Origin of the sequence: Thermofilum uzonense, from assembly GCF_000993805.1 — an archaeon.
Taxonomy (GTDB): domain Archaea; phylum Thermoproteota; class Thermoprotei; order Thermofilales; family Thermofilaceae; genus Thermofilum; species Thermofilum uzonense.
Genome location: NZ_CP009961.1, coordinates 730,061 through 743,427 on the forward strand (window position 1 = coordinate 730,061; position 13,367 = coordinate 743,427).

Sequence of the window (13,367 nt, forward strand, 5' to 3'; positions counted from 1 at the left end):
CTAGTCCAACCCGTGCAGTACCTTGAACGCCCGAGCCGGCCTCCGAAGCGCTACCCTGCCCCTCTCGAAGGCCGCTAAGAACCTCGTGAACCAGAAGAACAGCTCGTACTCGTCCAGGCCCCTCACCACCTCCTCCAGCTCCCTCACCTTCGCCTCGCTCCTCAGCGTCTCGCGGACGGCCGCGTAGACCGCGAGCCTCTTGTAGGTACCCTCCCCCACCCTCAACGAGCGCTTCTTAGGCCGCACGAGCCCCCCAAGCCGCTCAGCCAGCAGCACCAGCTCGCTCCACGGGCACGCAGCGGCGAGCTCCGGCTTCCCGAGGTAGACGTTCGGGTAGAAGCGGCACACCTGCACAGTGTCGACACTATTGCGGCGCTTGACCCGCTTCTCCGCGTACACAATAAGCCTCTCCGCCTCGCTCATAGCGAACTCACACCCCTGTACTTCGATAACTTCCTCTCCGTCTCATCCGTGTACTCGACGGGCTTCCCCAGCTTGAGCAGCGCCCTGAGCTCGCTCGGCGCGAAGATTCCCGTGCTCCTCATCAGCTCCCTCACGAGCGCGGGGAAGACCGCCGGGTCGACGCGCCTCACGGTAAGCTCGACAGACAGATCGCCACGCTCCAGGCGGACATGCCCCTCCTCCAGCTCCAGGGGCCCGAACTCGCCGCTCCTCAGCAGATCCTCGAGCCCCTCGAGCTCCTTGGCGACGAGCCTCCTGATCAGGGGAACCCTTTCGGCCTTCACGAACACGGCGAGCGCGCCAAGAGCCGGGCGCTCGAGCTCCGGCGAGGTGGCGGTGACCTCAAAGCGATACTCTCCCTCCGCCTCGGGGGCCCTGAGCCTCCACGTGGCCTTGAAGGGCGGTACCCCGCTGCTCGGCTCCACGGAGCCCTCGCTAACACGCAGCGACACAGGCTGCTTGAGGGGCTCCACGGGCTCCACGAAGACCTCGACGGCCACCTCCTCGCCTGGAGCCGCCTCGACCGCGCTCCTCGCCACGGTGACCAAGACCCTGTCCCCGATCTCCTCCTCTATCCTTACCAACGGGGAAGTCAGGAGCACGTCCACAACCTTATCGGGGGGCAGCTGGTCCAGCGGCGTTTCGCGCCCCTTGACCAGCACGGCGTAGCTGACCCTCACCTTCCTACCCTGGCTCTCGGCCACGCCCGGCTTCAAGCTCTCCAGCAGTCTGGACGCGGCCAGCCTCCGGGGGAGGACGATGTCGGTCTCCAGCACGCTCTCGGGTACCTCGCCTGACGGGTATTCTGGGGCCTCCTCGCGCCTGTACACGCGGGCCCAGAAGAGCCTACCGTCCTTCTGGAGCCCGATCCTCAGCGTGCTGACTCCCTCCATCAGGGCTTGGAACACGAGCTCCCTCCTGACGAAGGGGAGCCTCGGGTTCGTGAAGAAGTAGCTGAGGATGTTCCCAACCGTCAGCTCCTTCTCGCCCTCGGACAGCGCAACCCCTGTGCTCTTCAGCAGGTGGTCGAGCTCGTCGAAGCTCAGCGCGTCGATTTTCGCCTTGCCCACGTCGGGGCTCGCCAAGGTGTCCTCGGCTACGACAGCGAGCGACGTGGCGCGGGGGCTGGCCCTGGCCTTGACCACTTCCTCGCCGCTCGGGAACGCCACCGTGTCGAAGGCTGAGATTATCTCGCTGTACAGCTGCTCCTCAAGCTTCTTGCTTAGCTCCCTGAGCTTCTTGCCCTGCAGCTCTCTAGAGTCTTTGTCCAGGTAAATTTCCTTCAGCTGCTTCTCCACGCTATTGCAGGCCACAAGCTTAGCGCAGAGCCCCAGCAGGTGCTCAACCCTCCTCTCGTCGCTCGGGTAGAGCACGGCGACCGTGTTCCTGTAGACCTTGACGCCGCCCTCCTTCCGCTCGAAGATTATCCTCCTCACCTCGTCGTCGCTTAGCCTCCTGGGGGAGATTACAAGGTAGTGTGCTGGCTCGTCGAGGGGCAGCGGCTCGTCCCTCACCTGCGCGTCGAAGAGGCGGGGCGCCCCCTCCCTCGGCGCACCAGGTGGGGGCTCGCGGGCGAGCTTTCTCAGGGCGTCGACCAGCCTCTCCCGGGCTGTGACAGGGCTCACGCGCTTGGCCTCGTCCTCGACAATCTCGATGACCGAGCGCATCGGGTTGTACCAATACCGCCCATCCCTCTCCTGCAGGTAGAGCAGCTCGCTCGCCGCGATGTTCAGCTGGTTCTGCACGTCCACGGGCTTACGCCCGGTGCCCCTGGCGAGGGACTCCTCGTAGACCATGAACGCCACGTCCTCCTTCGTCGGGAACACCCTCTCCGGGGTCAGCGCCGTCCCGTACACGTACGTCCTCAAGAAGATCGAGAGCGCGACCCTGTACAAGAGGCCCGTCGGATCCAGCTGCCTCGCCCTGCCGAGGAGGTCCTTGTCGACTACAGGGGCGAAGGAAGCGAAGGACTGGGTGAGCAGGAAGCCCCTGATCTTGTCGTCCGCCACGTCGATGTGCCACGGCATTACGAAGTCAGGGTCCTCGCCGCTCTGCAGGATCCTTCTCACGACGAGCCTGGAGATCCTTAGCGCGTCCCGCGTCCGCTGCAACTCGGGATTCCTCGTCACGATGTCGTAGAGTGTCTCCAGGTAGCTCGGGTGGAACGGCGCCGTGGCGTCGAGCTTGGACGCCGCGTCGACCGCGCTCCTCCCGAAGACGTCCTGCTCCCTGCTGTAGAGGTCCAAGTACCTGCTGCGGAGCTCCTGCACACTCCTCTCGTCAATGCTCTCAAAGATCCTCCTCTTCAAGACGTGCATGATCTCCTCGGGCCGCAGCGGGACGTCGTAGGCCGCCGTGACCCTGCCTATGCCCCTCCGGATCATCCCGACGGCCTCCCTGTACGCGTCCACGTACCTCTCCTCGCCCTCCCTCACCTCGAGTGGGAGCGTCACAACCAGCGCGGCCCTCGTCCCCTCTACCGCCTTGGCGAGGCTCTCGACGAAGGCGATGACGTTCTTCCCGTAGCCCCTCAGCCCCTCGTCTCCTGACTCGAGGAACCTGGTCGCGTACTTCGCGATCTCGTCGACCAGGATGACCGCGGGCTCCTCGCCCAGGAGCCTGTGCAGGGCCTCGGCGGTGGGGGCGTAGGCCTTCTCGTCCTCCTCCCTGAGCTGGGCGTAGCGGCCCAGCTGGTGCGCCAGCGAGCCCCAGATCGTCCTCACCTGGTAGGGGGCGAGGCTAAGCGGCTTCGAGGGGTTCGGGCACAGCTCGTCGGACTCCCCGTCCAGCACGACGACCCTTGGCCGGGCCTTGGCGTACAGCGCTCCCAGCTCGGGGTCCAGCCTCCCGAGCGCCTCGTGCCTCCTTGCCGCGTGTACGATCGCGAGCAGCAGGTGTGTCTTGCCGCCGCCGTACAGCGAGAACAGCGGGAAGATCCGGCGCGCCCCCCTCCCCAGCGCCGCCTCGGCTACTTCGCGCAGGATCCCCTTCATCGAGTCGGAGAGGTACGTTGCCGCGAAGAACTGCTCCGGATCCCTGTAGAGCTCGTGGCCCCGGCCCAGGTAAGCGTCAGCGAGCGAGGGCGCCAGCTGCGCGTCCAGCGCCTCGTCGAAGAGATCGCTCCGGGCCCTCGCGTACTCCTTAAGCCCCATGCAACCACCCCTCGAGCGTGCCAGTGCCCGTCTGGTAGGAGAGCACGCGGCCGCATAGCTCTTTCTCGGGGTCCGTCGGGGGGAGCAGCCTGTGGAGAACCTTGGCGAGCCTCACGGCCTCGCCGACGTGGTGGGCCCCCAGGGCCCTCAGCCGCTCGTAGCGCTTCTTAAACTCCTCGACGCCGTAGCTCACGGCGTAGTACTCGAGCATGTGCAGCGCGTCGACAGGGCTCCTCAGCGAGGGCTCCGCCGGGTCGAGGCCCCGCTTGCGGAAGAGCTCCACCAGGTCGTCCCTCCCGCCCCCCCTCGGCTCCAGCAGGAGGAAGTCCTCGCCGCCCCTCTCAACGATCGCCAACGCAGCAAGCCGCTTGTCGTCGACGCCCGTCCCGAGTCCGAGAATGTGCGCCGCGCTCCGATCCATCACCCTCCTCCCGGCCCTGGCGCTGCGCGGCAACAGGAGCTTCGCTAGCATATAGTACAGCGCCTCGCCGCTCCTCACCTCCTCCACCCCGCCCTCCTCGCCCGCGGCTCTGGCTAGGGCCCTGGCCAGGCCCCTCGCGGCCGCAGGGTAGGCCTTCTCGGCCACCAGCCTGCCGATGTCCTCTGCGCCTACCACCTTCTTCCTCGAGGTGAAGGGGGCCAGTGTGGCCGCAAGCGTGCCCACGAACAGGTCGACGCCCCACCAGCCAGCCTTGAGCAGCTCCTCGGCTCGCCGCTCCGCCGACGCGACGGCCTCCCTGTACACCTCGTCCGCGAGCGCCTCGCCGGCGCGGCCTGGCCTCCACACCACCACGATCGAGGTGTCGAGCGCCGCCTTGCCCCTGGCCGTCACGCGCTGCGCCGACTCCGTCGCCACCGGAAACGCTGCACTGACACGGAAGCCGGCGCGCCAGCCGGCGGAGATCAGCTCCTCCCAGGCCTCGGGGTTCGTGTGCGCGTAGTACGTCACCAGCAGCCCGTCGTCCGCGAGCAGCTCGCGCATCCTGGAGAACGAGCGGCGGAGCAGCTCGATGAAGTGCTCACGAGCCGCCTCCTTACTTGCTCTGCCGCCTTCGAAGAAGCTGAGCCTGCCCGGGCTCAGGCCAACCTCCCTCATCGCGAACTCCTCCCACTGCGTCCTCACCTCCCTATAGCCCCCGCCCACCTCCCTGAAGAACGCCTCGCCAAGGAAGCGGGGCGCGAGCCTCCCATCCACCACGTCGCACAGCGCCCTCTTCAGCCACACGTAGTAGAAGTCGCTCAGCTCAGAATAGGGTACATCATCACGGTAAGGCGGGTCGGTTACCACGATGTCGATCTTCTCGTCCTTAAGCCCGCTGAGTACAGCAGCGTCATCGAGCAAAACCCTAATCTTACCCGGACTGCGAGAAACGGCGGTAATAAGGTAAGCTAAGGCTCGTGTTTCTGACCTGACAGCATTAGCGAATGAAACGGGTGTCTTAAGAACACCTGACAGTCTCTTCTCAGCAAAGGGCTGTATTTCGCACCAATTCCATTGCATGGCAATTCCTCTATCAGCCAGAGAAGGTGATACATCTACACCCCAAGGATTGCTTGAGTGTAACCAGGTCATCATGGTATTGTACACTGTGTGCTTCAATACCGCCGTTGCTAGATACACTGTCACCGCTTCGGAGTACTCGAACGCTTCCTCCTTGCTCCAGCCCTCTGCCAGCTTCTCCTCCTCGACCCTCTTCCCAGCCTCCCTGACCAGCTTGACGAGCTTGACCAGGGTCAGGAGCTGGCGCGGGTTGAAGAGCTTGTAAAACTTGTCAAAACCCCAAAGAGTGATTCCAAAGGTACCTGCAGTGCCCATTTGGTATGGTGCAAATAGCTCCGTTGGTATATCTGGGTCTCCCCACATACTCCTCAGCTTCTCGAGCGCCCTCCACAACTTCTCTGTGTCCGCGGGCTTGCAGGGCTCGAAGCTCAGGTCGCCCCCCTCGACCCTGACCTTGACGAGGAGGATGGGCCTCGCGGGCGCCGCCCTGACCTCCTCGAGGCTCGCCCTGCCCTCCAGGTAGCGCTCGAGCAGGGTGTTCCACTGTTTGAGGGCCCACTTGACGTACCACTCGTAGTCCTGGCCCTTGGGCCTCTCGACGGTGTGCCTGCCGGCCGGTGTGATGAAGCGGATCTGGTTCCCGCAGTGGAGGCACGTCGCAACCTCGCGCTTCGCGTCGACGTTGGGCTTCCTGACCGTGTAGCGCCTCCCGCCGACCTCCACGTAGCCCTGCTTCGCGTTGACCTTTGCCTTCAGGGCCTTCGCCCCTAGCTCTCTGTTCAGGTCGACAACTTTGATCGAGTGGTCCCAGTCCATCCAGGCGAGCCTGGTGAAGAGGCCTTTCCTAGCACCCTCCTCTTCCCCCTCGGGCCCGGCCTCTTGCTCGGCGGCCTTGCGGACTCTGGCGAGCCACCAGTTGCCGACCAGGGGGGTGTACTTGCCGCAGTGGGGGCACTTTACCTCCCAGGTGCCGATGTAGACGGCGACGTCTGGCTCGTAAAGCTCCTTTATGTCAGGGTCTTCTTTGAGGTGCTCGGCAACCCGTTTGCCCCACTCTTCGACGTCCTTTACAAGCTTGTCGCCTAGTTTTTCCTCGACGGCCCATCTTGGGTACTCGAGGACCGCCTTAAGGAGCACATAGGCTGTGGGTAGGAGCTCGACGGCTACGACCTCGCCGAAGCCAAGCCTTAGTGCTTCTAGGGGGATTGAGCCGTAGCCCGCGAAGGGGTCTAGCACCCTCATCTTGGATATCTTGTCCTTTATCTCCTCGGGGAGTTGAGGGTTCTCGCGGTGTGGGACATTCCCGACATTCTTGTCTCTGAGATCCACCTTGACGCGTAGTATATACCTGGTGAAGGATTGCTCGTCGAAGTCAGCTGGGAGGGCTGCTGCGGCTAGAACGGCCCTGGCGCTTGCGAGGGGTTTGCGTGTCCACCAGAAGACCATTTCCCAGTGTGGGGGCCTGCCTCCTCCTTGCTTCTCCTTGGCGGAGGCCTCGTTTATAATACTGACGGGGAGCCTTGGCGACTCGATAAATCTTTCTGGCTTAGACATTGGTAATTTAAAGGTTTCGAGTCATTTATTTTTTATGTAAACTTAAGGGTTGATTAGACTCTTAAATTAAACAGTATAGGATTGCTGGGTATGCATGCCAGCGACAGTGGTCTTGCTCTTCGAGGAGGGGAGGGTTGCGCATCTATGTTGATCTATGCATGGCTTTGAAGAATAGAGCCGCGCGATTCAAACTAGGTTTCCCACTTATTGCAGCTCAAAGCGATATGATGTGTTAACCGCTTGTGAGCTACGATGAGGGAGCGGTAGCTTTAGTCTGGCTTAAGGGTTCGGGGGCATTTAAGCTGTCTATGTCTTTTGCTTGGAGGCTTCAAGTTCTATTTTCTCGTAGATTAGGTGGTAAGAGTACACGGTAAGCGTGAGCATGGCTGAACTCGCTATGAGTCATAGCTTCAAGTCGTCCGTAACTAGGGCTGGGTTGATCCTGGCAAATGTCAAGGTGGGCTTTGTGGTAGGCGATAGTAATTAACTCTAGGGACTTTTTAATTACCTCGCTGATGATGGTTTTCACAGTGGCTTTATGCCGGGCTAGTAGTTCGCTGGTGATTTTCTCCTCTTCTACTTGTTCGCTAATGAACAACTGTGGTCTCTAGTAATGTAATATTCTTGTAGATTTATCAATTATCATATCCATCTTTTAACTTAGCGAAAAAAAACTTATAATGACCTATAAATAAAAAATATTGCTATGGTATTCGTTAATTCTACGAAACCATCTAGGCTATTAAGGCATTGGTTACAGAATATCGATGAAACTGTCGACGAGGCTGAATTATGGGTTTCATCAGGTAAACCTGAACACTGGCAGTGGAGTCTCAAATATTCAGAGTATGTCGAGAATGGCTATACGTATTGGGGTACACGTCTTAATATCAGTAGTTTAAGGGATTTCTGCGGAGAGATAAAAAATGTTCATGCTGCTTCCCTAAATAAAATGCTTGAAGAACTAATGCATGGGAAAAAACCTCAAATTGTCCTATTTTATGTTAGCGAAACTGGTATAGTTGGGGCTGGACTTGTAACGAGTTTCGAGTTCGACTTTTCGAATCTATTTTGGCCGGAGGAAAAAAGTTCAGGAGATGTTGAGTTCCCATTCAGGTTTAAAATGAAGATTCTTTGGCTCTCCCCCTTTGATGAAAAAGGCGGTGATGAAGAACTCACAAGGCTTTTAAAAAACTACGTTAGGAGCAGTTTACAGCACGTGAAGGATGAAAAAGTTGTTAAGAAGGTAAAGAGACTTCTTAAAGAGAGGATCAAAGAGGTCTAACGATCATAGAATCTTATCGTTATACGTGATTATGCTGGAGAATTTATTAGGCTGAGGCTACGCGCTAAGTGATGCGCGACTCAAGCTCGCCTGGCTCACTATCTACGTCGTGCGAGCTCGCAGTATCTCCTCCCGTGCTTGATGGTATTCAGGTTGACGGCTGGTGCGCCACGTCGCCCCGCAGAATGTGTCAGTGGAGTAGCCACTTAGACCTTGACGCAACACAAGGGGTCTTCAAATCGCGGTCTTGTTTTTGTGAAGCGCGGCTCCCGCCGCTAGCTGCCAATGAGTTCCTTCTTGAGAGCGGCAGCGTCAGCCCTATTAGCCTTAAGCTCGAACCAGTTGATGGAGTCGAGGCCGGTGAAGTTCTGGGTGGTGTACACCACCAAGCTCTCGTCTATGATGATGCACTTGTCATGCCTTGGCTGATCTAGCTGGCGAACCTCGATTAACCCCTTGTAGCGGTCGCCCAGCATCTGAATAGTATCTGCGCGCGTGACGAGTCTCACTTTAACCCCTCTACGGGCCGCCTCCTCCAGGATCCTCGCCCCGTCATCATCAACGTACGGGGACAGCACTACAAGCTCCCTCTCGGCGAGGCTGAGAAGGGGCTCAAGCAGGGATCTCCCTCTTCCGTACAACTTCTCCTTTCCCGTTAGTACGCTCAGAAGCCACCTCGTCAAGTTCCTGGAAAGCAGGAGGTTCTGGATTAGCGGCTCGGTGCAGCCCCTGTCAAGCATCACGCACATTGTGCAACCATCAATGCACTGAACAAATCCCATGTCTTCGTATACTATGTTCTCCAGGAACCTCTCCAGGAGTTCCTGAACCTCATCCTGGCTAAGTCCTATTTCATTTGCGATCTTCTCGCTCTGAGATTCATCGTTTAGCTGCAGGTGATATGCAAAGGTGGGTAGATCCATTACAACGCCGTGCTGTATGAGCTGGGAATACCGCACCCTTATAGCCTTCGCCACCTTGCGTAGATCCTGCTTATCGGGGTACTTGGCTGATGCTGCTCCTCCCTTGAACGCATTCATCAGGTCTTTCTCGTGTCCATCTAGATGCCATAACGCCTTCTCGAGGAACTCTTGAACCAGCTTCTCCACGGAACCGAAACGAGCTTCCACGTGGCCTGGTAGGTCTATCGCGCCGTGGGGGCTGTTCTCGGCCACAAGAACCACTATGTAGTCATCCTGAACGCCGTACACGTAGATCAAGTCCTGCGACTCAATTTCGAGCTCGCTGGACACAAATGCATACAGAAGGTGAGCAAGGGTATGCGCGAAGACATTGGTGAGGTACTTTATTAGCTCTTTTTTCAACTTTTCATTTGATCGAAGCTCGTTATAGAACTTTTCAAATGTCTTAATTATTGACTCTGTTTTCATTTCTAAGAGGCTTAACTGGCGACGACCCCCATCTGTAAGCCTATAAAATGCGAATTTCGAGATGAGAAGCTTGTCCAAACCTATCTCCTTTATCTTGTCGCCCGTTACTGAAAGCCTCACGCTCGGCTTTGGCTTTACCTCCTCGCTTATCAGCTCTGACAAGGCCGCCTCGACAAGTCCGCGAGGTAGCTTAAAGCCCACGACGTTCGTCCTAGTAAGCTTCCTAATAATGGGCTTCTCGAACTCTACCTCGACCAGGGCTCCGTAGGCCACCGGGCTAGGCATGAACCACTGCGCGCTGGTGAAGCGCTCGACTATCGTTGCCTCTCGAACGCTAACCGGTATGAAAGGTGTCGCAGCGTCCTGGTGCTCCGATGAGCTCCTGGGCAGCCTAGGGAGGCTCCTTTCTGCCTTAACGTAAACTTTTGGGAAGAGCCTTCTGCTGTAGTGCCAGTTGGGACACCTATCCCCCTTACTGCGTAACGTTCTACCTATGTGGCAGTCATTCTCGAAGGGACAATTTCGGAAATCATAGGGATCTGTCGAAAGCGCTAGCCCAAGCTTACAGTACCAGACGTAGCCGAGGTCGTTAACCCTGTAAGCTTTGTCCCCTGCTTTGCTTTTTGTAATCAACTTTCTGTAATCTTCCTGGACGACATCAATACTCTTCTTCTCGAGCTCTCTGAACAGCCTTCCCGAACCATACTTAACGAATACCCTCTTGGTAGTCTTTCCAATGGGAACTCTTATCTCAATAAAGATATTATTATCATGGACCCTTCTCAGATTCACTGGCCTGATTTTCGTGAGTCTAAGCCATCCTCCCCCCTCCTGCACTTTACCATATAGGACTTTTTCTTCACTTATTATTCTATTCAGCTTATGATCACGGAAGGTTACATTCTTAGCCTTTATGAACCACACATTACTGCCAAATACTCCGTCTACCTCGACGTGTATGGGCTCAAAGGGTGGATACCTTGCAAGAAAGTCGTCAAGCGGGAGCCTCGATTCTCCTCCCTCCTCACTCCCTCTGGTGTAGCCTTCAATTTCGAAGTCTACTTCCTCGGCTGATGAGATGCCAGCTAGACTTCTCAAGCCAGTGAGCTTTGAAATCATGTCGTGAACCCATAACCCCTTTGCTCTGAGAATCTCACGAAGAATTCTTGCTATCTCGAGAGCTACAGAGTGCCCACCACCGCGGTACTGCCCAGCATCGGTCAGCTGATCAACCAATATTCGATTTACTTTTAGTAGATCACGGATGAGGCCCTCTAGGTTTTCTAGCTTATCGATCAAGCTGCGAAGAATCTTTTCTGTTTGTGTACTCTTTCGCCCTTCAAATGACTCAGAAATTTTTTCAATGCTTTTACGCACTTCTCTGCGAATGTTACTTACATATGCATAAAGCCTGTCTACTTCGTCCTCGATGTCTATCATAGACTTCTTAAAGTTGTTCAGAGAATCCCGGTTTTCTAGTAATGGAGCCACATCCAAGCCTGGGCAGTATTCTTCGATTAGGTGTCGAAACTTTTCTAGAAGCTTCTCGACCTCGCGTGAGAGACTGAGAAGCTTATCAAGAAGCCCCATCTTCTCAAGTTCTTCTCTGTACTCCTTAATGTCGTTTTCTAATTCCTCAGATAACTCCTTCACTTTATTCCATTGATAGTCTAGCTCTCTTAGCGAATTTTCAATAGATTCGAAGATGTCTACTTGGTCTGTCCCTAAGGATTCCTTGATGTGAGATATGATCTGAGATAATGTCTCGATAATTCTCCCTGTGCTAGCCATGTTTCTCACTCTCTATTTTTTTCGAGGCAGTTCAGTATCTTCTCGAGGAAGTCTATTAGCTCCTCTTCATTACCGATGGCTTTTTTACTGGCATAGGTGCTCTCACCCTCTAGAGCCAGCTTCGCCACACACTTCATAATCAATTCTCTCTCCTGGACGCGTGGGTTACTGGTGGTTACTCGTAGCTTGTACTTATCGCCTGCTACGCTTAGCGAAGCCAATGTTTCGCGATAATCCTTGCTGGAAAGGAGGAATGCCTCCGTTATGATTGGCCTGCCCAGGATGATCCCTGCGACCGTCCTTAGGGTCCTGTCGCTCCTGCCGCCTCTGCCGATTCTCTGGACGAGTGAGATGGGGTTTTCGAGGCCTGCGTTGAGGATAAACGCGACGCCCTCATAGTCGACTCCTATCTCAAGCGAGGATGTCGACAGAACGGTGAGCCCCTCTTGGCCCTTCAGTCTCCTTATCACTGAGGCCCTCTCCTGCTCGCCCAGCTCGCTGTAGATCTCCGCTAGACGCTTTTCGAGATGCTTTTGCAGATCTCCGCTTCCTGCTGCCTGCCTTAACTGATCTCTGGCTCCTGCGGGAGCATAGTGCCAATAGCAGAAGGGATTCGTTGGTTCCTCCACGCGTTGCGGGTCCAAGTGGTCCCTAGGCTCTCCCAGCGAGAGATTGTTAAGGTATCCGCTTTTAACCCGCCTCAGTTCCTTGATGTTGTTGACGAAGATCACGGACTGCAGGGTGGGCACGTCTGCAGCGTGCTTTCGCTGCTCATACGAGTGACTCAGGAAGGTCGTCAGCACGGCCCAAAGCTGGCAGTACGTGTTCCATGAGTACTGTGGCTTCATAGAGAAGAGACCTAGAATCACTAATCTTCTTCCTGAGATCGCGCTTGGATACTCTCCCAGAACTGTTTCGTAGGTGAGCACGCGCACTTTGCTGACAGGTACTCCGGTGAGTTTTGAGGCGAACTCCTCCGGCGACGGTATCGTCGCCGACGACACGATTATCCTGAGGCCTCGCCCTCCATCAGTTTGCTCCCTTATGAACCTCAGAAGATTAATCAGTGCCGCGAAGATTCCGCCTCTTATGCCGGTGTACTCGTGAGCCTCGTCTACCACAACAAGGCCTACGTCCCTTAGCGCATGCGCGTTGAGGTCGTTAGGATTGCCGTCGAGGGTCCTCACCTCGAGTGCCCAGGGGTTCGTTGCAATGATATCCGCGTCCTTTACCTCCTCGCGAACTGCCTTCACGAAGCTGAAGGGCCCGCAGTTATCGCACTTCACTTGCCCTTGCGACGTTAACTTGAGGGGGTCGCCGCACTTCGGGCACTTGATCCCACGAAAATTAATCTCTTCCTTTAAATTGGCCTTCCTAGGAGTATCGCCGTCACTTATACCAACCCTGAGCTGAAGGCCGAGGCTCACAGCCTTGTCGAGAAGGCTGATCACTCGAAAAGCCTGGTCTACGGTTAGCGCCTTCCTTGGGTAGATCAGCAGCACTTTGTCCTTGCTCTTTTCGATGTAGTGCTTTCTGAGTAACCAGGCTAGTGCAAAGAGAAGGAACACTTCCGTCTTGCCACTTCCCGTGGGAGCCGAGATAACGAAGACATCGTCTTTCTCACCTGAGGCTAGGAGCTCTCTGAGCGCATACACCTGGTAAGCATCTAGGCCTTGCACGTGCTCATGGAGAGCCCTGAAGAACATCTCTGTAAGGGAATCATCACCATTAAAGAAGCGCAGCGCTGCCTCGTAGAGGTCGCGGCTCAGCCCGTTAGAAAAGTCCCGCTTCGCGGATACTTGGATCTGCCTGTCGGTCTGGCTAGGCATCGGCGTGAAAACAAGCGCAAAACGCGTCGATAATAGGTAACGGCTAGCCCAAGGGGCGGTTCTAATCTCGGAACTCCTGACCAGAACGTCCATATGGAGGCTTCTATAACCTATTGTTTCTCTTCCATCGTAGGAGTTTAACTCTACCAGGAAGCCCCTTGCTAAGAGCTCGTTGAATATCGTTTGGGCTTTCCCTTGTTCGTAGCCATTCGCGAGCAAGAACTCTGTGACTTCGTCCTTTGTGAGAATGTATTCAACGTCGTTTATAGGGTACCATTGACCTGTATTGATAGGACGATCAACACCGGCAATCTTTGGAGCTTCAAGCCCCTCAATAATAGCGTGATATGCATTCACAAGCTCATCTGTAGCTATGAGAGCGTTTCTCATATTCAAAGCACG

Annotated in this window: 7 protein-coding genes; 1 reads left to right on the forward strand and 6 read right to left on the reverse strand. The window is 56.4% G+C overall.

What is annotated here, in order from left to right:
* The 4 genes from MA03_RS03690 to MA03_RS03705 all read right to left on the reverse strand — a co-directional run bounded on the left by MA03_RS03690 (position 1) and on the right by MA03_RS03705 (position 7,267).
* The gene (locus MA03_RS03690; protein WP_052883986.1) at positions 1–423 is read right to left on the reverse strand and encodes a hypothetical protein; all 423 of its coding nucleotides are present in this window, start codon (positions 421–423) and stop codon (positions 1–3) included.
* Entirely contained in the window at positions 420–3,614 is a 3,195-nt protein-coding gene (locus MA03_RS03695; protein ID WP_052883987.1) for a DUF499 domain-containing protein, read from the reverse strand. The genes MA03_RS03690 and MA03_RS03695 overlap by 4 nt, the downstream gene beginning before the upstream one ends.
* Positions 3,604–6,669, reverse strand: coding sequence for a DUF1156 domain-containing protein (locus MA03_RS03700; protein ID WP_052883988.1), 3,066 nt, complete (start codon positions 6,667–6,669; stop codon positions 3,604–3,606). Before MA03_RS03700 ends, MA03_RS03695 begins: the two co-directional genes overlap by 11 nt.
* Positions 6,670–6,997: 328 nt before the next feature.
* On the reverse strand, positions 6,998–7,267 hold the full coding sequence (locus MA03_RS03705; RefSeq protein WP_052883989.1) for a hypothetical protein: 270 nt from the start codon (positions 7,265–7,267) through the stop codon (positions 6,998–7,000).
* A gap of 108 nt (positions 7,268–7,375) precedes the next feature.
* On the opposite strand from MA03_RS03705, the gene MA03_RS03710 reads away from it, so the two are divergent.
* The gene (locus tag MA03_RS03710; RefSeq protein WP_052883990.1) at positions 7,376–7,954 is read left to right on the forward strand and encodes a hypothetical protein; all 579 of its coding nucleotides are present in this window, start codon (positions 7,376–7,378) and stop codon (positions 7,952–7,954) included.
* Positions 7,955–8,229: 275 nt separating this feature from the next.
* Here MA03_RS03710 and MA03_RS03715 read toward each other — a convergent pair whose 3' ends face one another.
* Positions 8,230–11,136 carry a phospholipase D-like domain-containing protein gene (locus tag MA03_RS03715; protein ID WP_191118742.1) on the reverse strand — a complete coding sequence of 969 codons (2,907 nt, stop codon included), beginning with the start codon at positions 11,134–11,136 and terminating at the stop codon, positions 8,230–8,232.
* 5 nt (positions 11,137–11,141) lie between these two features.
* Positions 11,142–13,355 carry a DEAD/DEAH box helicase gene (locus tag MA03_RS03720; RefSeq protein ID WP_052883992.1) on the reverse strand — a complete coding sequence of 738 codons (2,214 nt, stop codon included), beginning with the start codon at positions 13,353–13,355 and terminating at the stop codon, positions 11,142–11,144.
* Positions 13,356–13,367 lie beyond the last annotated feature (12 nt).

Coding starts and splice junctions, on each gene's coding strand:
- MA03_RS03690 (WP_052883986.1), bottom strand. CDS start 423: ATGAGCGAGGCGGAGAGGCTTATTGTGTACGCGGAGAAGCGGGTCAAG.
- MA03_RS03695 (WP_052883987.1), bottom strand. CDS start 3,614: ATGGGGCTTAAGGAGTACGCGAGGGCCCGGAGCGATCTCTTCGACGAG.
- MA03_RS03700 (WP_052883988.1), bottom strand. CDS start 6,669: ATGTCTAAGCCAGAAAGATTTATCGAGTCGCCAAGGCTCCCCGTCAGT.
- MA03_RS03710 (WP_052883990.1), top strand. CDS start 7,376: ATGGTATTCGTTAATTCTACGAAACCATCTAGGCTATTAAGGCATTGG.
- MA03_RS03715 (WP_191118742.1), bottom strand. CDS start 11,136: ATGGCTAGCACAGGGAGAATTATCGAGACATTATCTCAGATCATATCT.
- MA03_RS03720 (WP_052883992.1), bottom strand. CDS start 13,355: ATGAGAAACGCTCTCATAGCTACAGATGAGCTTGTGAATGCATATCAC.